This window comes from Streptomyces katrae (assembly GCF_000966975.1).
GTDB lineage: Bacteria > Actinomycetota > Actinomycetes > Streptomycetales > Streptomycetaceae > Streptomyces > Streptomyces katrae.
In genome coordinates this window covers 1-18,923 of the sequence record NZ_JZWV01000210.1, presented here as the reverse complement: position 1 = coordinate 18,923, position 18,923 = coordinate 1, and the positions used below count along the sequence as shown (strand labels likewise).

The window sequence follows — 18,923 nt, the reverse complement described above, 5'->3', positions numbered from 1 at the left end:
CCGTATCCCGGTCAAGGGCGTCCGCAAGGTCACCGCCCAGGCCATGGTCGGCTCCGCCTTCACCGCCCCGCACGTCACGGAGTTCATCACCCTCGACGTGACCCGGACGATGAAGCTGGTCCAGGAGCTCAAGGACGACCCGGACCTCGCGGGGCTCCGGATCAACCCGCTGCTCCTGATCGCCAAGGCGGTCCTCGTCGCCATCCGCCGCAACCCGGACGTCAACGCGTCCTGGGACGAGGCGGCCCAGGAGATCGTGCTCAAGCACTACGTCAACCTGGGCATCGCGGCGGCCACCCCGCGCGGCCTGATCGTCCCGAACATCAAGGACGCCCACGCCAAGACCCTCGCGGAGCTGTCGGCCTCCCTGTCGGACCTGGTGGCCACGGCCCGCGAGGGCAAGACCTCCCCGTCCGACATGCAGAACGGCACCATCACCATCACCAACGTCGGCGTCTTCGGCGTCGACACCGGTACGCCCATCCTGAACCCCGGCGAGTCCGCGATCCTCGCGGTCGGCGCGATCAAGCTGCAGCCGTGGGTCCACAAGGGCAAGGTGAAGCCGCGCCAGGTCACCACGCTGGCCCTGTCGTTCGACCACCGCCTGATCGACGGTGAGCTGGGCTCCAAGTTCCTCGCGGACATCGCCGCGGTCCTGGAGCACCCGCGCCGGCTGGTCACCTGGTCGTAGGGGCGCAGCCGCCACACCGCCGGTGGCCCGTTTTCCGATCCGGCGGAAAACCGCTCGCCGGTGCTCCGTTCCCGGGGTGATCATCGGGGCGATGATGAGATTCCGCGCCGCCATCGCAGACCCCGCCACCGCGGGCCCGGCCGCCACCGCAGGCCCCACCGCCCTCGACCGTGCCCTGGCCTTCCCCGCTGGTGGCCCGGTCGCCGGCCCGTCCGCCGACCGGATCCGGGAGGAGTTCGCGGAGCACCGCTTCCGGCCCGAGTGGACCTGGTTCGCCGAGGACGGGGACGGGCGGCCGCTGGCCCGCGCCCTGTGGTGGGGCCGCGCCGACAGCGAGCGGCCGGTCACGCTCGACTGCCTCCAGGTCGCCCCCGGCGTCGCCGACCCGGCCGCCCTGGCCGCCGCCCTGCTGGGGGCCGGTCACGCCGCCTTCGGCAGGCGCCCCGGCCACCACCTCTCCCTGCCCCGCGGCTGGCGCGACGACCCCGCCCTCGCCGGGGCGGTCGCCTGGCGGCGGGAGGCCGCGGCGCGGGCCGGACTGACCCGGGAGATCGAGCGACTGCGGTACGAGTGGACCCTCCCCCGGCTACCGCTGGGGGGACCCCCAGCGGCCGGGACCGCGGCGCCCACCGGGAGGCTCGTCTTCCGCGAGGGGACCGACGAGGAGTTCCTCGACGTCTTCGCCCGGATCTCGCGCGGCAGCCTCGACCTGGCCACCCGGTACGAGCTGGAGTCGCTGACGGAGGAGGAACTCGCCCGCGAGGACTTCGAGTTCTACCGCGACTGCCCCGGCGAACGCTCCTGGTGGCGGCTCGCGCACCTGCCCGACGGCACCCTCGCGGGCGTGGCCGTCCCCTCCGCCACCCCGTACCACCGCAACGTCGGCTACCTGGGCGTGGTCCCCGAACAGCGCGGCCGGGGCCTGATCGACGAGGTGCTCGCCGAGATCACCCGCTTCCACGCCTCCGAGGGCGCCGGACGGGTCACGGCGACCACCGACACCGTCAACCTCCCCATGGCCGCCGCCTTCGACCGGGCCGGCTACGAGGTGACGGGCATCCGTCTCGTCCTGGAGGCCCCGCCCGCCGGCTGAGGCGGTAGCCTCCCGGCCATGTCCATCGCCGAGTTGCAGGTGTATTCCGTCGAGGAGGCCGACGTCACCGGCGGGGTGTGCCTCGTCCGGTGCGTCGGCGGCACCGCCCGCTCCGGGCAGGTGTACGCGGCCGGGGAGTCGCGGGTCTGGCTGCGCGGGGCGGAGCGGCACGGGCAGGCCGTCGACTCCTTCGGCGCCGGCCACACCGCCCGGGTCCGCCTCGCCGGGGCGGTGGTCGCCCTGCTCATCCGGGGCCAGGTGCTGACCTCCGTACCGCCCGACGGGCACGGCCTCGCGGAACTGGAGGCCTGGCTGGACACCGGCCCCCCGCTCACGGACGAACCCCGGCCGCGGACGCTGCGCTCCCTGGCCATCGGGGGGATGCAGAACGAGCGGCTGCCGGACGGGACACGGCTGCGCTGGGGCCGGGTGGCCCTGGCGGCGGCCCACCGCTGCGCGGCCGCGGAGGGGGCGTCCGACCTGCTCCGGGGGATCGAGCTGGCCTCCGTACGGGCCTACCTGCTGCGGGAGTTCGGGCCGGGGCCGGGCGGTGACCCGGCCGCCCTGGGCCGGGAGGCGCTCGCACTGATCGACCTCACCCCGGCGGAGGCGGCGGCGCGGGCCCGGGACTGGCGGGCGCTGCCGCGGGAGCGGATCCTGCACCTGAGGCGGATCAAGAACCTCCTGCGGTGGGCGGGCGCGGCCCGGCCGTACCTGGCACCGGGGGACCCCCTCGCCCAGGCGCTGGAGACCTGGTCACAGGTGGGCCGGCAGCTGCCCTGAAGTACTTCGGGGGCCCTTTTCCGGCCAGGGTGGCTCGTATACGCTCCGCTCCCATGCAGACAGGCGGGGACACCAGCAGCACCAGCAGCACCGGCAGTACCGGCGGCACCATCGAGTTCGTGTACGACCCCACTCCGGAGGACTACCGGACGGCGTTCTGGCGCTTCAACTTCGGGACCTGGCCGGGCCGGGGCAACCTCATGACCGGGCCCTTCGTGGGCATCGGGCTGGGGAGCCTGCTCTCCTGGCTGCGGCGCTTCTCGGAGAACCAGACGGCCTTCGTCCTGGTCGCCGTGACCCTGGCGATGTGCGTGATCGTCCCCCGCGTCGGCGCCCGCAAGGCGCGCGAGCAGTACCAGGACATGGAGGAGTACGGGACCTGCCGGACGACGGTCACCGAGGAGGGCCTGACCACCACCGGCGGGGAGCTGAGCAGCACCATCGAATGGCGGGTGTTCCCCTGGTACTTCGAGACGGACACCCTGTTCGTGGTCATGACGAAGCGGACCGGCATCTTCTTCGCCCTCCCCAAGCGCGGCGCGCAGGACCCGGCCGACGTCGACCGGGTGCGGGCCGTCCTCGACCGGAACCTGAAGCGGCTGTGACGGACCCTCAGCGGGCCCGGTAGGCGCGCAGGAAGGCGGCGGCGCCGCCGCGGACGAGACGGTCGGTCTGTGCCTCCGACAGGGGCAGGACCCCGTAGTGGGAGAGCTGGGCCACGGCGGTGGACGTCAGCGCCGTGAAGTGGGCGGCGGCCAGCTCCGCGTCGCCGTGCAGGTCGAGCAGTCCGGCCCGTTCCAGGCCCGCCAGGCCTCCGGCGAGGGCGTCGGCGACCGGGCCGGGGCCCGCCGCCTTCCAGGCGGCCAGCACCTCGGGCGGCACGTGGTCGGCCTCGGCGTGGATGTGGCGCACGAGCGCGAAGTGGTCGGGGTGCTCCACCATCACGTCGATCAGCGCCCGGGCGACGGCGGCCAGGTCCCGCTCCAGGTCGTCCGGGCGGGGCGGGCGCCCGGGGTCCAGCCGGGCGCGCACGATGGCCACGTGCGCGTCCCGCACCTCGCCCGAGCTCCAGGTGACGACGGCCCGGAAGAGCTCCGACTTGCCGCCGGGGAAGTGGTTGTAGAGCGTCCGCGTCGAGACTCCGGCCGCGGCGGCGAGGGCGTCGACGGAGGCGCGTGCGTACCCCTCGCGGCCGAAGACCGTGCAGGCGGCGCGGGCGAGGGCGATCCGCCTGGCCAGCTTCCGGGGTGACGGCGGCGCGTCCGCCGTCCCGTCCGGTACGCGGCCCGGGTCCTGCCCGTCCATCACGCCTCCAGCGGCTCTTGAGTCACCCTCTACAACGGCCGTTGTGCGGATTACAACGGTCGTTGTACTTTACCGGAAGGCCGTGAAAACCAACCGTCTGGTCCGGTTCTGAAAACCAACCACGCGGTCTGTTTCTAGAAACAAACTGCCTGGTCTGTTTTCTGAGGGAGGGACGTCGCACGATGCCGACCGCACCCACCGCCGAGGACTCCCCCGCGGCGTTAGGGCCCGCGCCCGGGCAGCTCGGGCGCATCCTCGCCGTCGTGATCACCGGCGCCGTCATGTCGGTCCTCGACATGACGATCGTCAACGTGGCGCTCGACAGGCTCTCCGAGTCCTTCGGGTCCCCGCTGGAAACCATCCAGTGGACCGCCACCGCGTACACCCTGGCCCTGGCGGCCGTCATCCCGGCGGCGGCCTGGGCGATGGGCCGGATCGGCGCCAAACGCACCTACCTCACGGCCCTGTCCCTGTTCACCCTCGGCTCCCTGCTCGCGGCCTGCGCGTGGAGCGCCGGCAGCCTGATCGCCTTCCGCGCCGTCCAGGGGCTGGGCGGCGGGCTGCTGATGCCGGTCGGCATGACGATGGTGATGCGGGCCGCCGACCGCGACCGGCTCGGGCGGGCCATGGCCCTGCTGGGGCTCCCCGTGCTCGTCGGCCCGGTGGCGGGGCCGGTCCTCGGGGGCTGGCTCGTCGACACCGCCTCCTGGCAGTGGATCTTCCTGGTCAACCTGCCCGTCGGAGCGGCCGCCCTGATACTCGCGGCGAAGCTGCTGCGCCCGGATTCCCCCCTGGGCGCGGCAGCTTCGCCGCGGCTCGACCTCCCGGGGCTGCTGAGCCTCTCCCCGGGCCTCGCGCTGCTCCTGTACGGCCTGTCCCGGGGCGGCGAGAGCGGCAGGTTCCTCTCCCCCGGGGTGCTGGCGCCCCTGCTGGGCGGGGCCGTCCTGGTCGCGGCCTTCGTACGGCGCGCGCTGCGCGTGCCGGAGCCCCTGCTCGACCTGCGGCTGCTGTGCGACCGGACCTTCGCCGCCGCCATCGGCACGCTCGCCCCGTTCACCTGCGGCTACTTCGGCTCGATGCTGCTGGCCCCGGTGTACTGGCAGCAGGCGCGCGGGCTGAGCGCGAGCGCGGCGGGCCTGCTGGTGGCGCCCGTCGGGCTCGTCGTCGGGACGACCATGCAGATCGCCTCGCGGCGCGTGGACGAGGTCGCCCCGCGCAGGCTCGTCCCCGCCGGGGTGGCGGTGGCGGCCCTCGGCATGCTGCTCGCCGGCCTGCGGACCGGCACCCCGGGGGTGCCGGGGTGGCAGGTGGTGGGCTCGCTGATGGTGATGGGCATCGGCGCCGGGATGGTGCTGATGCCGACGATGACCACAGCCGGCCGGGACCTGCCCGCCGCCCGCATGGCGGCGGCGAGCACGGCCCTCAGCATCAACTCCCAGCTGTGCGCCTCGGTCGGGACGGCCCTGACCTCGGTGGTGCTGGGCGCGACGGGCACCACCCCGGCCGGCTTCCGCACCGCCTACGCGGTCGCGGCGGGCCTCCTGGCCCTGTCCCTGCTCCCGGCCCTGCGGCTGCCGGGCCGGCGGGGGCGGCGGTAGGGCGGGCGGGTCACCGGCGTACCAGGCCCTTCGTACGGAGCAGCCGGTGCAGGCCGGGGGCGAGGTGGAGGGTGCGGCGGGCCGTGGGGCCCGCGTGCTTCGCGGGGGCGGGCTGGGGCACCGGCGCCGGGAGCGTCGTGGGGCCGGAGTCCCGGCCCGGGTGGGCCTGGACGCGGCCGACGGAGCTCGCAAGCAGCTCGCTGAACCAGATGTTCCGGTCCGGGCCGGTGGCGATGTTGAAGGGGACCTTGTCCGCCCCGCCGGGGACCGTGTACTCGGTGATCGCACCGTTTCGGCTGACCCGGCCGATGCGGCCGGCCTGCTCGGTGTACCACATGTGACCGTCCGGGCCGCGGGTGATGTCGTAGACCTGGAAGTCGGGGACGGGCACGGGGAAGAGCTTGACGTCACCCCGTGAGGTGATCCGCCCGACCGCGTTCAGCCCGCTCGCGGCGAACCACACCCCGCCGGGTCCAGCCGCGATGCCGGCGGGGTACGAGGAGTCGTTCCCCAGCGGGTACTCGGTGATCCGCCCGGCCAGGCTGATCCGGGCGATCTTGCCGGCGAACAGTTCGGTGAACCACAGGGAGCCGTCGGCCGCGGTGGTGATGTAGTACGGGACGCTGTCCGGCGTGGGGACGGGGTACTCGGTCACCTTGCCGTCGGCCGTCATCCGTCCGATCGAGTTCGTCCCCGGCTCGGTGAACCACAGGGCGCGGTCGCCGCCGACCGTGATGCCCGTCGGGAAGCGGTCCGGACCGGGCAGGGCGAACTCGGTGATCCGCCCCTTCGCCGTGATCCGGCCGATCCTGTCGCCCAGGCCCTCGGTGAACCACAGGGCGCGGCCGGGGCCCTGGGTGATGCCCTGGGGGAAGCTGTCGGGGGTCGGCAGCGGGTACTCGGTGACGGCGCCGCCGTGCGTGACGCGGGCGATCCGGTTGACCCCGGACTCGGCGACCCACACCGCCCGGTCGGGGCCCGCCGTGAGGCCGGCGGGGAAGCTGTCGGGGGTGGTCAGCGGGAACTCGGTCACGTCCCCCACCTGCGCCGTCCCGGCATGGGCCGGGGCGGTGGCGGCGGCGAAGGCGAGGAGCGCCCCCAGGGACGCGGTGAGCAGTCTGCGCAGGCGTCGTCGGATCAGCGGCGTGAGCGGCATGGGCCGGGGCCCCTCTCGGTGGGCGGCGGGCGGGCGGCATGGATCGGAATATCAGATTCCGCTCCAGGTCCGTCCCCACCGCCCGCACGGCTCGCCCGTGAACCGCCCGCCTGCCGTAGCGCGCCGCCCGCCGGCCGGCCTACGCCTTGGCGGCGTTGCCGAGCACCTTGGAGGGGGTGATCCGCACGACGACCCGTACGGCCCCGTCGGAGGCGTCCCCGTACTCCTTGCCGGCGCCCGGCCCCAGGTACTGCTCGGCGATCCGTACGGCGACGGCCCGGCCGGTGTCCTCGCTGATGGTGGCGGTGCCGCGGATCTCGGCGTACAGGTAGGGGTTCGCCAGGTCGAACACGGTCAGCCCGACCCGCCCGTCCCGGACGAGGTTCCGCTCCTTGCGGCGGCCGCGCTCGGTGGAGACCAGCAGGTCGTCGCCTTCGCGGATCACCCAGACCACGGAACTCTGCGGACTGCCGTCGGGGTTGAGGGTGGAGAGCACGGCGGGGTGCGGGGAGTCGAGCAGCTGCCGCACGGTGTCGTTCAGCACAATCGTCATGCGCCCGAGGCTAGTTGCGCCGCGATCTCCTCGCGCGCGTATGCCGCAACATCCGTCTACTACCCGAAGTCGCTCACTCCCACGGGATGTTGAGGAAGGGGCTGGCCGGGTCGGTGGTCAGCGTCAGGTGGGTGGCGAGGGAGGACTCGTACCAGCTGCCGAACTCCTCCTCGTCGAAGTGCAGGCACCGCGCGAGCGCGTACCCGGCGGAGAACTCCGCCCACGAGCGGTACGCCCCCAGGGCCTGCCGGCCCGCGCGGAGCACCGCGCGCTCGGCGTCCTGGACGGTGCCGTAGCGGCAGGCGACGCCCCAGCGGGCCATCTGGGAGGCCCGCCCGTAGTCCCACCCCTCGACCGAGCGGACCCAGCCGCCGGCCGGGAGCAGCCCGTCGGCGCGGAAGCGCTGCTCGTAGCGGGTGATCCGGCCGATGAGCCGCCGGACCCCGGCGATCTCGCCCTCGACCTCGGCGGCGGGGCGCGGCTCGGCGACGGTCACCCCGTCGGGGGTGAGGCGGGGCTGGGCGGCCAGTTCGGCGCTGCGGCGCAGGCTGACCTCGGCGGCGTGGCGCCAGTGCTCGACGTCGACCGGGCCGGCGAAGTCGGAGGCGAGGACGCGGCGGACGCGGAGGGCGAACTCCCAGACGGGGCTGACGATCTCGGCGTTCAGCATCCGCTGGAGCACGGCGAACCAGCCGGCGGCGTCGTCGATCTCCCACATCGTGCGCAGGCGCTCGCGCTCGCGGGTGTAGCCGTTGCCGTGGTAGGCGAGGGCGTTCCAGAACTCCCCGTTCGAGACGGCCAGATGCGCCCCGACGGCCAGTCCGCGGGCCACCGGGCCGTGCAGCGGGCCCCCGGTGTGCAGGGCGTGCACGGCGCCGGGGGCCAGCCCCCAGGAGTCGGCGGCGTCCCAGTGCGCGCGCCAGCGGGCGAGGTCGGCGGGGGTGGTGGTGAGGTAGGCCTCGACGGGGCTGCCGGGGTTCACGGCGAGGTGGGAGGGGTCCCGGTGGTCCCAGGCGTTGGCGAACCAGGCGAGGCTCTGGCGGAGGTAGACGGTGTGGGCGTCGGGGGCGGGGAGCATGCCGCGGGTGTAGACGGCGAGGGTGTTGGCGGCGTCGGGGTGGAACCGGGCGGCGGCGGGATCGGCGTCGATCTGCGCCCGGGGCTGCGGGAGGAACAGCTCGGCCCGGGCGAGGGCGTCCATGTAGGCGCCCCAGTCGCCGCGAGCCTTCGCCCCGTACAGCTCGCGCTCGATCACGCTCGGCGCCGTCCACTCGTCCACACCGGGACCCTATACGGGCGCCCCGCGAGCCCCCGGGACGGGCCCCGGCAGGCCGCACCAGGACGTCATCGGAGCTGCTCCCCGGAGCTACTGTGGCCCGGTCATCCAGGTCACCGACACCGCGTGGGCGGAGTTTGCGAGGACGTGTTGAGCGGCAACGGCGAGATAACCGTGTACTGGCGCCCCGGCTGTGTCTTCTGCATGAAGCTGTGGACCCAGCTCCGCGTCACCGGCACCCGGTACCGCCCCGTCAACATCTGGCGCGACCCGGACGCGGCGGCCTTCGTCCGCAGCGTCAACGACGGCAACGAGACGGTCCCCACGGTCCGCGTCGTCTCCCCGTCCGGCACGGAATCGGTCCTGACCAACCCGAGCCTCGCCGAGGTCAGGCAGGCCCTCGCCGCCTGAACCGTCAGGGCCCTCGGCGTGGGTCAGGTCGGGTGGGGAGGTAGGGCGCCGCCGCGACCCGGGCCATGGTCCGGAGCTTCGTGAAGTAGGCGGCGCAGTCTCGTCGCCGAAAGGCTCTCGGAGCCATCGGGTTTCCCCGGGGCGGTTGGTGCGGCGCAGGCAGACCAGCGGCGGTTTCACGGTCTCCCCCTGGCTCGGCGCGGCGAGCACCCTACGGGCCGGAGGGAGTCAGCGCCCCAGGTTTTCGTGCCAGGCCAGGGTCGCGGCGAGTTCGGCGCTGAACGCCTCGCAGAGCGCGAGCGCCTCCTCGCCGGCGGGGGTCCCGGGTAGGGGCGCGCCCGGAGGCAGCGTCGCCACGAGGTCGTGGCAGGCGGTCTCGACGGAGAGGTTGCGGGCCGTGTGGTAGCCGGTCCCGCCGGTGGGCGGGGCCGCGAGGTACCAGGCGTGGGCGCGCCGGGCCGGGTGGTCCCAGAGGGATTCCCCGGTGGCCTGGTCGAGCGAGCGGGACAGGTCCCGGGGGAGACGGACGATCCGCTCCGTCGCTTCCGGGCCCGGGTCCCCCGACGGGCGCCACGCCGTCACTTCGGCCAGGACCTCCAGCTGGACCTCGGCGACCGTTCCGGCCGGCTCGCCCTCCGGGGGGTCCGCGAGGAACGGGGCGAGGCCGGCCGTCGCCTCCGCCCAGGCCACCGCCCCGGGGGCGGAGAGCATCGCCTCGAAGACCCGCTCCACGGCCGTGCGGTGGATCCCCCACCCGGGGTCCGTCCCGAGTGCCAACAGGGGCGCCCGCAGCCGCCACAGCGCCAGCAGGGCCGTGTGCCGTCGCTGGTCCGGGGTCATCGCCCCGCAGCGGGCCGCGAGCGCGTCGTCGCCGCTGTCGTCGTTGCTGTTGTCGTTGTCGTGCAGCTCACCGGGTCCGCCCATGGCCCGACCCTAGGGCGGCCCGGCCACTGCCGGGTCCGGGGGGTGAGACGGGTCAGGTGGGGCCGACCTGGGCCGTGAGGTGGACCTTGACCTCGAAGGCCGTCAGGGTGGGGTCGGCGCCCGCGTCGCGGAGGAGGCGGGGGGCCGGGGCGCCGCCCGGGGTGGCGCGGACGGCTTCCAGGGCCGCCCGGTCCCGCCAGAGGGTCTGGATGCGCCAGTGGCCGTCCGGTCCGGCCAGCAGCTCCGTCCGTACCAGCCCGTCGGGCAGCGGGTGGGTCACGAGCTCCCGGTAGGCCGCGACGAGCCCGGCCGCGCGGTCGGCGGCGACGACCCCGCTGACCTCGCTCAACACCTGTCCGGTCATGGTCCTCATCTCCTCGCCCCTCTCCACGCTACGCGCGCCCCGCCGGGTCGGCGCCCTGGCCGGATCCGCTGCGTCGCACCGGTGCGGGGCGTGCGCGTCAGTAGGCTGGCCGGTCGGACAACTCGGCGGTGGGTGGAGGGTGTTATGCGCGGTGGGACGGTCGCGGTGGTCGGCGGGAGCATCGCAGGGTGTGCGTTCGCCTCGGCGGCGGTGCGGGCGGGGGCCGGGGAGGTCGTCGTGCTGGAGCGGACCGGGGGGCGGCTCGCGGACCGGGGGGTCGGGCTGTGCGTGCACGACGACCGGGCCGCCGAGCTGGTGGCCGCCGGGGCGCTGCCGGCCGGGATCCCGGCGCACCGGCTGGAGCGGCGCCGTTGGGTGGTGCGGGACGCCGCGGCGGGGGCCGGGGGGCGGCTCATCTGGGAGCAGCCGTTCCCGTTCCACTCGTACCACTGGGGGCTGCTGTGGCGGGGGCTGCGGGAGGCGGTCCCGGGGGTGGTGGACTACCGGCAGGGCGTGGCCGTCGAGGGGGTGGACGCGGCCGGGGGCGCGGCCGGGGTGCGGTTCGCCGGTGGCGGCCGTGAGCGGTTCGACCTGGTCGTCGGTGCCGACGGGTACCGGTCGGTGGTGCGGGAGGCGGTGAGTCCGGGGGCGGCCCCGCACTACGCCGGGTACGTGTGCTGGCGGGGGAACTTCGACGCCGCGCTGCTGGAGGGGCTCGACGGGGCGGACTCGTATCCCGAGGCCGTGACCACCGTGTGCTTCCCCGGCGGGAGTTGTGTGATCTACCGGATCCCCGGGCCGGACGGGCCGCGGGTGAACTGGGTGCTGTACGCGGCGCCTCCGGCGGGGGCGGGGCTGCGGTTCGACGATCCGACGAGCTTCCCGCCCGGGGCGCTGGGCGAGGAACTCGCCGGGCACCTCGGGGCGTTGCTGGAGCGGGAGTTCCCCGAGTACTGGGGGCGGGCGCTGGCGCTGACGGCGCCCGCGGACACCTTCGTGCAGCCCATCTACGACCTGGTGACGGAGCCCGCCGCGGCGGGGCGGCTGCTGCTGGCCGGTGACGCCGCGAGCGTGGTGCGGCCGCACAACACGAGCGGGGCGGCGAAGGCCCTCCAGGACGCCACCGCCTTCGGTGCGGCCTGGGCGGGGGCGGGGTCCTGGGAGGAGCTCGTCGCCGCCTACCAGGCGGCGCGGGGCGGGGCCGGGCGCGAGCTGGTCGCGCTGGCGCGGCGGCTGGGGCGGGCGCAGGTGGAGGAGACGCCGGTGTGGGCGCGGATGAGCGCCGACGAGGTGGCGGCGTGGTGGCAGGGGCAGCTGGCGGGGGCCGCGGGGATCGGCGGGCAGGCCATGTCCTCGTAGAGGCGGGCCACGTCCCCGCAGGGACGGGCCGTGTCCTCCTGGCGGCGGTCCGGGGGCCCCGAACCGTACGACCCCCGTGCGTCCGCGCGACCGCCCGGACCCCCTTGACGGGCTCCCGTGGCAGGGAGACGCTCCCCGGGCTCACAACCGAGTGCAGCTGGGGGCCGGTATGCCGGAGGAGTCTGTCCAGACGGTGGGGGAGCTGCGGGCGCAGCTCCTGGAGCACGGGGCGCGGTGGTCGGTCAGCGAGCACCTCGCCGACGAGGACCCCGTGCCGAGGCCCGCCCTCGGTCTGGAGCCGGGGCTGAACCTGACGCCCGCCGCCGAGGCGGGGGCGGTCGATCTGCGGGCGCTCGTGGGGAGGGAGAGCGGCAACCCGGCGCTGACCCGGCGCAGGGCCGCCCACGGGCTGCTGCCGGGGACGGTCGCGGGGCCCGGGCGGCCCGCGGCGGTGGACTGGCGCAGCCGCTGGGGGTGGCCCTGGCTGACCAGGGTCAAGGACCAGAACCCGTGCGGGTCCTGCTGGGCGTTCGGGGCGGCCGGGCTGGTCGAGTCGATGGCCCGGATCGAGCACGACGTATGGGCGCCGCGCTCCGAGGGGGACGTCCACGACGGGCTCAAGTCCACCTGCGGGCAGGGCGGCAACCCGGAGACCGCCCTGGACTGGATCAGGGACAACGGCGGCCTCGCCGACCCGGATTGCTGGCCGTACAGCACCCCGCCCCCCGGCCTGCCCGCCGAGCGGCGCGACGCCTGGCGGGCCGAGTACACGCCCAGCTGGGACCGGTCGGGGCGGACCGTCCGGATCACCGACTACGTACGTCTCGGCGACGTCGAGCAGCAGAAGGTCTGGCTGGACACGGTCGGGCCGCTGACCGCCTGCTTCGACGTGTACGACGACTTCTTCGGGCTGGGCGCGGGGGTGTACCACCGCACCAGTGACCGGCTCGCCGGCGGGCACTGCGTACTGGTGGTCGGCTACGACGACGCGGCCGGCTGCTGGCTGTTCAAGAACTCCTGGGGCACCGGCTACCACGTCGGCGGCTACGGCCGGATCGCGTACGGCGAGGTCAACATCGACTACTGGGCCAAGTGCGGTCTGCGCGGCACCAACATCGACCCCTGGACCAAGCGCCGCCTGCACACCGGCAGCGTCTACGAGAGCGGCAACGGCCGGGCCCACCGCAACTTCGAGATGGCCGCGACCGCCGGCGGCGGCCGGCTCCGGCACTGGTGGCGCGAGGGCGACGCGCCGTTCGGCTGGGCCCGCGCCCAGACCTTCGCCGGCGACGCCTCCGGGCAGCCCGCCTTCACCGGCACCACCTACAACCGGAACATGGAGTCCCTGCACGTCACCACCGGCGGCCGGCTCCGCCACTGGTACTACGAGCAGGCCGTCGGCGTCTGGCGCGACGGCGGCGCCTTCGGGCCCGGGGACGCCGCCGTCGGCTCCACGCCCGCGTTCATCCAGAGCGACTACGGCAAGCCGGGCAACTTCGAGGTGGTCGTCCGCACCGCCGACGGCCGCCTCAACCACTGGTGGCGGATCAACGGCGCCCCCTGGACCTGGAACGACGGCGGCCGCTTCGGCTCCGGCATCGCCCACTACGGCCCCGCCCTCGTCCAGACCCGCGCCCGCACCCTCGACCTGGTCGCCGCCCGCACCGACGGCCGGATGCAGCTGTGGTGGCGCGACGACCCGAACGGCTTCGCCTGGAAGGCCGGGGAGGTGTTCGGCAGCGGGGCCGTCTCCGCGCCCTGCCTGATCGAGGGCCAGTACGGGGCGGCGGACGAGGACACCGCGGGGAACTACGAGCTGTGCGTGGCCGTCGCCGGCGGGCGGATCGAACACTGGTGGCGGGGCAACGCCGCCGGGACGCCCTGGGCGCGCGGCGCCGTGTTCGGGCACGACGTGCTGGCCGTCACCGGGATGCTGCAGGGCAGCTTCGGGTTCAACCTGGAACTCGTCGTCCTGCGCACCGACCGCCTGCTCCAGCACTACTGGCGCGACGGCGCGGGCTGGCACGAGGGGGCGGTCATCGGCCCGGCCTGAGGGAGGAGGTCCGCGGTGGAGGTGCGCCGGATCGTCCTGGGCGCCGGAGAGGCGTACGCGCTGCGGCTGGCCGGCCGCGGGGCCCGCGGGTACGTGTGGACCTGGCAGGTCTCCGGGAACGCCGACGCCGTCGCCGTGCGCGAGACCGGGTCCGGGCCGGCGGCGCGGCTGCTGCCCGGGGAGGCGGTGGAGCGGACGTACGAGGTCCTCGGCCGGAGCCCGGGCGGCCGGGCCCGGATCCGGTTCGCGCAGGTCCGGCCGCCCTACCCGCAGGAGGCCCCGTACGACGAGTTCGTGCTGGACGTGGAGGTGGTGGACGCCGCCGGGGCCCGCCGGGCCGTCACCGGCGGGGCCTGAGCACCCGGTGCTGGAGGGCCTCCAGCGGACCCCGGTCGAAGCGGCGCAGCCACAGCCCCGACGCGGCCACCAGGCTCAGCGACACCGCCGCCCACAGGCCCATCACCCACCAGGGCCCGGAGCCGGCCATCCGCTCGGCGAGGCCGAACCCGATCCCGTAGCAGAGCAGCACGCACAGCAGGTTCTGGCCGACGTAGCAGGACAGGGCGGTGCGCCCGACGGAGGCCAGGGCGCGGGCCCCGGGGACGGCGCCGCGGTCCAGGGCCCAGCCGATCAGCCCGGCGTAGCCGAGGGCGATCAGCGGGGCGAGGACGTAGCGGCCGAGGAGGAAGAAGTCGTCGCCGCCGAGGGCCGCGGCCGCGCCGAGCGGCAGGCCGAGGCCGAGCCCCCAGGCGGCCAGCCGGGCCCGGATCCGGCGCCCGGCGGCGGTCGGGGCGAAGGCGCCGGCCCGGTACAGGCGGACACCGAGGAGGAAGAGGAAGACCAGCAGGCCGAAGGTGAAGACGGGCTCGACGCGCAGGGCGAGGGCGTGGTCGAGCCGGAAGCCGATCTGCTCGGCCCACCCGCCGTGCGCGTACAGCCGGACCGCCTCCGGGTCGGGCGTCCGCGGTCCGGGGTCGGGGGTGAGCAGGCCGCCGAGGGTGACCAGGCCGATCAGGGTCAGGTGGAGTCCGCCCGCGACCCACATGACCACCCGCCGCACCCTCTCGGAGCGGGCCAGCAGCCAGGCCGTCAGCAGGGCGGTGACGGCGTACCCCATCAGCACGTCCCAGGCGAAGAGGAGGACGAAGTGGAGGGTCCCCTCCAGGAAGAGGAACAGGGCCCGCCGCGGGTAGCGGCCGGGCCACCGCTCGCCCCGGCGGGCGGCGGAGTCGTACTGGATGGCCAGACCCACCCCGAACAGCACGGTCAGGAGGGAGAGGAACTTCCCGTCGGCGAGGAAGCGGAAGAGTGCCTCGGCGGAGGTGGCGGCCGAGGGGTCCGCGAGCGGGTCGGGCACGTGGAGACCGCCCTGGGCCACGCTCCACTCCGAGCCGGGGGAGGTGAAGATCCAGACGTTGGTCATGAGCGTGCCGAGGATGGCGGCGCCGCGCAGGACGTCGAGGAGCGGGAGCCGGGTCGTGGTCACGCCGGGGGCGACGAGGGTGGTGTGGGCCATCACCCCAGCCTCCCGGCGGGCCGGGCCCGTCACGTCCTGCCGCCGGACGAAGCCGCGCTACATCCTTCGGCGGAGCGGCGGGCGCACGCGCTCCGCAGCACGGCCGAGGTCCACATCCTGGACGGGAGGGCGTGTGTATCCCTCACGTATCTATCCTGTGCGCATGCCAGCCGCCGCCACGCCGCCCGCCATCCAGGCCCCCACCGCCGCCGAACGCGTCTACCGGCACGTCAAGCAGGGGGTGCTCGACCGCCGTTACGAGGGCGGGGTGCTCCTCACCGAGGGCGAGCTCGCCGTGGCCGTCGGCGTCTCCCGGACCCCGGTGCGCGAGGCGCTGCTGCGGCTGGAGACCGAGGGGCTGCTGAAGCTGTACCCGAAGAAGGGCGCGCTGGTACTGCCGGTCTCCGCGCAGGAGATCGCCGACGTGGTGGAAACCCGGCTGCTGGTGGAGGAGTTCACCGTCCGCAGGGCCGTCCCCGCCCCGCCCGCCCTGCTGGAGCGGCTCACGGATCTGCTGGCGGAGCTGCGGCGCCACGCGGCTGCCGGGGACCTCGCGGAGATGATGGCCGCCGACCGCTGCTTCCACGCCGAGATCGTCCGCAACGCCGGGAACCAGATCCTCTCCCGCCTCTACGACCAGCTCCGCGACCGCCAGCTGCGCATGGGCGTGGCCCTGCTGCACGCCCACCCCGACCGGGTGGAGCGCACCCTCGCCGAGCACGCCGAGATCCTGGACGCGCTGCGCGCCGGGGACCGGGAGGCCGCCGCGGCCGCCGTACGCGGGCACATCGGGCGGGTCGAGGCGCTGGTGCGGGGGGCGGACCGATGAGCGCCCCGGGCAACCCGGCGGCCGTCCAGGACCCGCCCGGCGGGCGGCGGGCCGTGGCCGTCTGGTCCATCGGCGTCGCCGTCTACTTCGTCGCCGTGATCTTCCGGACCAGCCTGGGCGTGGCCGGGCTGGAGGCCGCCGACCGGTTCCACGTGAACGCCTCCGCCCTGTCGACGTTCTCCCTCCTCCAACTGCTGGTCTACGCGGGCATGCAGGTCCCGGTCGGGCTGATGGTGGACCGCCTCGGCACCAAGAAGGTGCTGACCCTGGGCGCCCTCCTCTTCACCGCCGGGCAGATCGGCTTCGCGCTCTCGCCGACCTACGCGATGGCGCTGGCCGCCCGCGCCCTGCTGGGCTGCGGCGACGCGATGACCTTCATCTCCGTCCTGCGCCTGGGCACCCGTTGGTTCCCCGCCCGGCGCGGGCCGCTCATGGCGCAGCTGGCCGGGCTGGTCGGCATGGCGGGCAACCTCGTCTCCACGCTCGTCCTGGCGCCCGTCCTGCACGGCGCCGGCTGGGTGCCGGCCTTCGCGGGCAGCGCGGTGGCCGGGCTGGTCGTCCTGGTCCCGCTCACCCTGTTCCTGCGCGACCACCCCGAGGGCCACGCCCTGCCGCCCGCGGCCTCCGGCGGCGGGGGCTTCGTACGCCGCCAGATACGCGATTCCTGGCGGGAGCCCGGCACCCGCCTGGGCCTGTGGGTGCACTTCACGACACAGTTCCCGGCGATGGTGTTCCTGCTGCTCTGGGGCATGCCGTTCCTGGTCGAGGCGCAGGGCCTGGACCGGACGACCGCCGCCGGACTGCTCACCCTGATCGTCGCCGCGAACATGGGCTGGGGCCTGGTCTACGGCCAGGTCATCGGCCGCCGGCCGGCCGCGCGGCTGCCGCTGGCCCTGGGCACGGTCGGCGTCACCGCGCTGCTGTGGGCCTCCGTCCTGCTGTACCCGGGCGACCGCGCCCCGATGTGGCTGCTGGCCACCCTGTGCGTGGTGCTGGGCACCTGCGGGCCGGCCTCGATGATCGGCTTCGACTTCGCCCGCCCCGCCAACCCCGCCGAACGGCAGGGCACCGCGTCCGGGATCACCAACATGGGCGGGTTCCTCGCCTCGATGACCACCCTGCTGGCGGTCGGCGTCCTGCTGGACGCCACCGGGGACGACTACCGGATCGCCTTCGCCTCGGTGTTCGTCGTGGAACTCCTGGGCCTCAGCCAGATCCTCCGCCTCCGCCCGAAGGCCCTCGCACGCGAGCAGGAACGGGAACGGGAACGGGAGCGGGAGCGGGAACGCACGCTCGCGGCGAACGTCCCTGCCGCTCCTGCCGCCCCCGCCGCCGCGCCCACGACTACGGCGTGACGGCGAAGTTCGCCAGGATCGCCTCCGCCAGCTCCGCGTCGCCGTCCACCTTCACCCGGTCCGCGACCGTCCGCGGCCGCACCCGTCCCGCCGCCAGGCGCACGTACGTCTCCCAGTCCAGCGACAGCGACACCGCCGGGCCCAGCGAGGGTGTCGGGTCCAGGGTGGCCCGGCCCGCCGCGTCCACCCGTACCGTCCGCAGGAACTCCAGCGGGCCGTGCACGTCCAGCACCACCGCCGTGTTCGGCGGCGCGCCCGCCCCCTTCGCGACCACCTTCGGCAGCCCGGACAGCAGGATGTCCCGCGCCACATGCGCCCCCGGGGCGTCCCAGTTGCCCGGAACGCCCAGCGCCGCCCGCAGGTCCTGCTCGTGGATCCACACGTCGAACGCCCGCAGCCGCATCGAGAGTTCCAGCGGGATCTGGTCGCCCTTCGGTCCGCGCACGAGCGTCGTGGCCGGGTCCCGCTTGTCGTTGCGGAACTGGCGCTGGCGTCGGATGACGGTGTACTCCAGCTCGGAGGTCATCTCAAGGGCGGTGTGGTGCCGGCGGACGTCAACCGGAACCTCCATGTAGCGGGTGAACTCGTCCACCACGTGCCGCAGGTCGCGCGGCAGCGTGTGGATCGGCCGCGGATCGCCGAGCTGCTCCAGCTCCAGGCCGATGATGTGCGAGACGACGTCGCGCACGGACCAGCCCGGGCACGGCGTCGGCAGGTTCCACTGGCCCTCCGTCAGGGGGAGGACCAGCTCGGTTATCGCCTCGATCGAGTGTGTCCACGCGTCGACGTAGGGCTCAAGACTGGGATGGACGGTCAACGGGACCCCTCGCTGGCTGTTCAGTGGCGCGTTGTGGACTATTCCCAAAACTACGCTGCCGATGAGCACCCCGACAGCGCTTTCGTGTGACGATCGTAGGCCTTGAGTTGACCGGCTGACATGCCAGGACGGTGGTACTGTGCGCGCCTCGCTGATCCAAATCGCGGTGACCGACGGAGAGTCGGTGGCCTCCCGGCGGTCCAGGGCCGCCGAACTCGTCAGGGAACAGGGCGACTCCGACCTCGTCGTGCTGCCCGAACTGTGGACGGTCGGCGCCTTCGCCTACGAGCAGTTCGAGACGGAGGCCGAGCCGCTGGACGGGCCGACGTACGAGGCCATGTCCAAGGCCGCGCGCGATGCCGGGGTCTGGCTGCACGCCGGCTCGGTCGTGGAGCGCGCGGGCGACGGCTCGCTCTACAACACCGCGCTCGTGCTCTCCCCGGCGGGCGAGCTCGCCGCGACCTACCGCAAGATCCACCGCTTCGGCTTCGACCAGGGCGAGGCCGTGCTGATGTCCGCCGGCGACTCCCTGACCACGGTGTCCCTCCCGGAGCAGACCCTGGGCCTCGCCACCTGCTACGACCTGCGCTTCCCCGAGCTGTTCCGCGGCCTGGTCGACGCGGGCGCCACGACGATGGTCGTCTCGGCCGGCTGGCCCGCCCGACGGCGCGAGCACTGGACCCTGCTCAACCGGGCCCGGGCGGTGGAGGACCAGGCGTACGTCCTGGCCTGCGCGACGGCCGGCACCCACGCGGGCGTCGAGCAGTCCGGGCACAGCCTGGTGGTGGACCCCTGGGGCGAGGTCCTGGCGGAGGCGGGCCCGGGCGAGACCGTCCTGAT

At 74.6% G+C, this 18,923-nt stretch carries 20 protein-coding genes; 12 read left to right on the top strand and 8 right to left on the bottom strand.

All coding sequences use genetic code 11. The features are described 5' to 3' along the window. The 4 genes from VR44_RS09700 to VR44_RS09685 all read left to right on the top strand — a co-directional run. Positions 1 to 691, top strand: a 691-nt coding sequence (locus VR44_RS09700) for a dihydrolipoamide acetyltransferase family protein (RefSeq protein WP_045947004.1), incomplete at its 5' end; no start/stop codon positions are given. A gap of 94 nt (positions 692 to 785) precedes the next feature. Further along, positions 786 to 1,784 carry a GNAT family N-acetyltransferase gene (locus tag VR44_RS09695; protein WP_045947010.1) on the top strand — a complete coding sequence of 333 codons (999 nt, stop codon included), beginning with the start codon at positions 786 to 788 and terminating at the stop codon, positions 1,782 to 1,784. Between the two features lie 18 nt (positions 1,785 to 1,802). Further along, positions 1,803 to 2,567 carry a hypothetical protein gene (locus tag VR44_RS09690; protein WP_045947003.1) on the top strand — a complete coding sequence of 255 codons (765 nt, stop codon included), beginning with the start codon at positions 1,803 to 1,805 and terminating at the stop codon, positions 2,565 to 2,567. Between the two features lie 53 nt (positions 2,568 to 2,620). Then, positions 2,621 to 3,172: a YcxB family protein gene (locus VR44_RS09685; protein WP_045947002.1), complete on the top strand. Its 552-nt coding sequence runs from the start codon at positions 2,621 to 2,623 to the stop codon at positions 3,170 to 3,172. Between the two features lie 7 nt (positions 3,173 to 3,179). Here VR44_RS09685 and VR44_RS09680 read toward each other — a convergent pair whose 3' ends face one another. Then, on the bottom strand, positions 3,180 to 3,872 hold the full coding sequence (locus VR44_RS09680) for a TetR/AcrR family transcriptional regulator C-terminal domain-containing protein (protein ID WP_045947001.1): 693 nt from the start codon (positions 3,870 to 3,872) through the stop codon (positions 3,180 to 3,182). A gap of 182 nt (positions 3,873 to 4,054) precedes the next feature. Between VR44_RS09680 and VR44_RS09675 the strand changes: the two genes are divergently transcribed. Continuing rightward, positions 4,055 to 5,470 (top strand): DHA2 family efflux MFS transporter permease subunit, encoded by a 1,416-nt coding sequence (locus VR44_RS09675; RefSeq protein WP_045947000.1) that lies wholly within the window; start codon positions 4,055 to 4,057, stop codon positions 5,468 to 5,470. A gap of 10 nt (positions 5,471 to 5,480) precedes the next feature. On the opposite strand, the gene VR44_RS09670 is transcribed toward VR44_RS09675, so the two are convergent. The 3 genes from VR44_RS09670 to VR44_RS09660 all read right to left on the bottom strand — a co-directional run bounded on the left by VR44_RS09670 (position 5,481) and on the right by VR44_RS09660 (position 8,458). Then, positions 5,481 to 6,626: a Vgb family protein gene (locus VR44_RS09670; protein WP_063778906.1), complete on the bottom strand. Its 1,146-nt coding sequence runs from the start codon at positions 6,624 to 6,626 to the stop codon at positions 5,481 to 5,483. Between the two features lie 139 nt (positions 6,627 to 6,765). Continuing rightward, a complete protein-coding gene (locus tag VR44_RS09665) occupies positions 6,766 to 7,179 on the bottom strand; it encodes a PPOX class F420-dependent oxidoreductase (protein WP_045946999.1) in 414 nt (137 codons plus the stop codon). 73 nt (positions 7,180 to 7,252) lie between these two features. Beyond that, complete coding sequence (locus tag VR44_RS09660) at positions 7,253 to 8,458, bottom strand: DUF1266 domain-containing protein (protein ID WP_045946998.1); 1,206 nt, start codon at positions 8,456 to 8,458, stop codon at positions 7,253 to 7,255. 147 nt (positions 8,459 to 8,605) lie between these two features. On the opposite strand from VR44_RS09660, the gene VR44_RS09655 reads away from it, so the two are divergent. Next, the gene (locus tag VR44_RS09655) at positions 8,606 to 8,866 is read left to right on the top strand and encodes a glutaredoxin domain-containing protein (protein WP_094191531.1); all 261 of its coding nucleotides are present in this window, start codon (positions 8,606 to 8,608) and stop codon (positions 8,864 to 8,866) included. A 228-nt stretch (positions 8,867 to 9,094) separates the two neighbouring features. Here the strand turns inward: VR44_RS09655 and VR44_RS09650 are convergent, their stop codons facing one another. Then, positions 9,095 to 9,790 (bottom strand): hypothetical protein, encoded by a 696-nt coding sequence (locus VR44_RS09650; protein WP_045946997.1) that lies wholly within the window; start codon positions 9,788 to 9,790, stop codon positions 9,095 to 9,097. A gap of 52 nt (positions 9,791 to 9,842) precedes the next feature. After that, the gene (locus VR44_RS09645) at positions 9,843 to 10,154 is read right to left on the bottom strand and encodes an antibiotic biosynthesis monooxygenase family protein (RefSeq protein ID WP_045946996.1); all 312 of its coding nucleotides are present in this window, start codon (positions 10,152 to 10,154) and stop codon (positions 9,843 to 9,845) included. A 144-nt stretch (positions 10,155 to 10,298) separates the two neighbouring features. Between VR44_RS09645 and VR44_RS09640 the strand changes: the two genes are divergently transcribed. The 3 genes from VR44_RS09640 (at position 10,299) to VR44_RS09630 (ending at position 13,923) form a co-directional block, all read left to right on the top strand. Next, positions 10,299 to 11,513: an FAD-dependent monooxygenase gene (locus VR44_RS09640; protein WP_045946995.1), complete on the top strand. Its 1,215-nt coding sequence runs from the start codon at positions 10,299 to 10,301 to the stop codon at positions 11,511 to 11,513. A 169-nt stretch (positions 11,514 to 11,682) separates the two neighbouring features. Next, entirely contained in the window at positions 11,683 to 13,566 is a 1,884-nt protein-coding gene (locus VR44_RS09635; protein WP_045947007.1) for a C1 family peptidase, read from the top strand. 15 nt (positions 13,567 to 13,581) lie between these two features. Further along, a complete protein-coding gene (locus tag VR44_RS09630) occupies positions 13,582 to 13,923 on the top strand; it encodes a protease inhibitor I42 family protein (protein ID WP_045946994.1) in 342 nt (113 codons plus the stop codon). On the opposite strand, the gene VR44_RS09625 is transcribed toward VR44_RS09630, so the two are convergent. Next, positions 13,907 to 15,082 carry a DUF418 domain-containing protein gene (locus tag VR44_RS09625; protein ID WP_045946993.1) on the bottom strand — a complete coding sequence of 392 codons (1,176 nt, stop codon included), beginning with the start codon at positions 15,080 to 15,082 and terminating at the stop codon, positions 13,907 to 13,909. The genes VR44_RS09630 and VR44_RS09625 overlap by 17 nt on opposite strands. 163 nt (positions 15,083 to 15,245) lie before the next feature. On the opposite strand from VR44_RS09625, the gene VR44_RS09620 reads away from it, so the two are divergent. Both VR44_RS09620 and VR44_RS09615 read left to right on the top strand, forming a co-directional pair. Beyond that, positions 15,246 to 15,911 (top strand): GntR family transcriptional regulator, encoded by a 666-nt coding sequence (locus VR44_RS09620; RefSeq protein WP_045947006.1) that lies wholly within the window; start codon positions 15,246 to 15,248, stop codon positions 15,909 to 15,911. Next, complete coding sequence (locus VR44_RS09615; RefSeq protein WP_245691655.1) at positions 15,908 to 17,266, top strand: MFS transporter; 1,359 nt, start codon at positions 15,908 to 15,910, stop codon at positions 17,264 to 17,266. The genes VR44_RS09620 and VR44_RS09615 overlap by 4 nt, the downstream gene beginning before the upstream one ends. Here VR44_RS09615 and VR44_RS09610 read toward each other — a convergent pair. Next, positions 17,256 to 18,083, bottom strand: a complete 828-nt coding sequence (locus VR44_RS09610) for a maleylpyruvate isomerase family mycothiol-dependent enzyme (protein WP_045946992.1) — start codon at positions 18,081 to 18,083, stop codon at positions 17,256 to 17,258. The genes VR44_RS09615 and VR44_RS09610 overlap by 11 nt on opposite strands. A gap of 139 nt (positions 18,084 to 18,222) precedes the next feature. On the opposite strand from VR44_RS09610, the gene VR44_RS09605 reads away from it, so the two are divergent. Next, a partial coding sequence (locus VR44_RS09605) for a carbon-nitrogen family hydrolase (RefSeq protein WP_045946991.1) occupies positions 18,223 to 18,923 on the top strand: 701 nt, incomplete at its 3' end.

Bases quoted from the DNA above. Each gene is read 5' to 3' on its own strand.
- VR44_RS09695 (WP_045947010.1), top strand. From the start codon at position 786: ATGAGATTCCGCGCCGCCATCGCAGACCCCGCCACCGCGGGCCCGGCC.
- VR44_RS09690 (WP_045947003.1), top strand. From the start codon at position 1,803: ATGTCCATCGCCGAGTTGCAGGTGTATTCCGTCGAGGAGGCCGACGTC.
- VR44_RS09685 (WP_045947002.1), top strand. From the start codon at position 2,621: ATGCAGACAGGCGGGGACACCAGCAGCACCAGCAGCACCGGCAGTACC.
- VR44_RS09680 (WP_045947001.1), bottom strand. From the start codon at position 3,872: ATGGACGGGCAGGACCCGGGCCGCGTACCGGACGGGACGGCGGACGCG.
- VR44_RS09675 (WP_045947000.1), top strand. From the start codon at position 4,055: ATGCCGACCGCACCCACCGCCGAGGACTCCCCCGCGGCGTTAGGGCCC.
- VR44_RS09670 (WP_063778906.1), bottom strand. From the start codon at position 6,626: ATGCCGCTCACGCCGCTGATCCGACGACGCCTGCGCAGACTGCTCACC.
- VR44_RS09665 (WP_045946999.1), bottom strand. From the start codon at position 7,179: ATGACGATTGTGCTGAACGACACCGTGCGGCAGCTGCTCGACTCCCCG.
- VR44_RS09650 (WP_045946997.1), bottom strand. From the start codon at position 9,790: ATGGGCGGACCCGGTGAGCTGCACGACAACGACAACAGCAACGACGAC.
- VR44_RS09645 (WP_045946996.1), bottom strand. From the start codon at position 10,154: ATGACCGGACAGGTGTTGAGCGAGGTCAGCGGGGTCGTCGCCGCCGAC.
- VR44_RS09640 (WP_045946995.1), top strand. From the start codon at position 10,299: ATGCGCGGTGGGACGGTCGCGGTGGTCGGCGGGAGCATCGCAGGGTGT.
- VR44_RS09635 (WP_045947007.1), top strand. From the start codon at position 11,683: ATGCCGGAGGAGTCTGTCCAGACGGTGGGGGAGCTGCGGGCGCAGCTC.
- VR44_RS09625 (WP_045946993.1), bottom strand. From the start codon at position 15,082: ATGGCCCACACCACCCTCGTCGCCCCCGGCGTGACCACGACCCGGCTC.
- VR44_RS09620 (WP_045947006.1), top strand. From the start codon at position 15,246: ATGCCAGCCGCCGCCACGCCGCCCGCCATCCAGGCCCCCACCGCCGCC.
- VR44_RS09615 (WP_245691655.1), top strand. From the start codon at position 15,908: ATGAGCGCCCCGGGCAACCCGGCGGCCGTCCAGGACCCGCCCGGCGGG.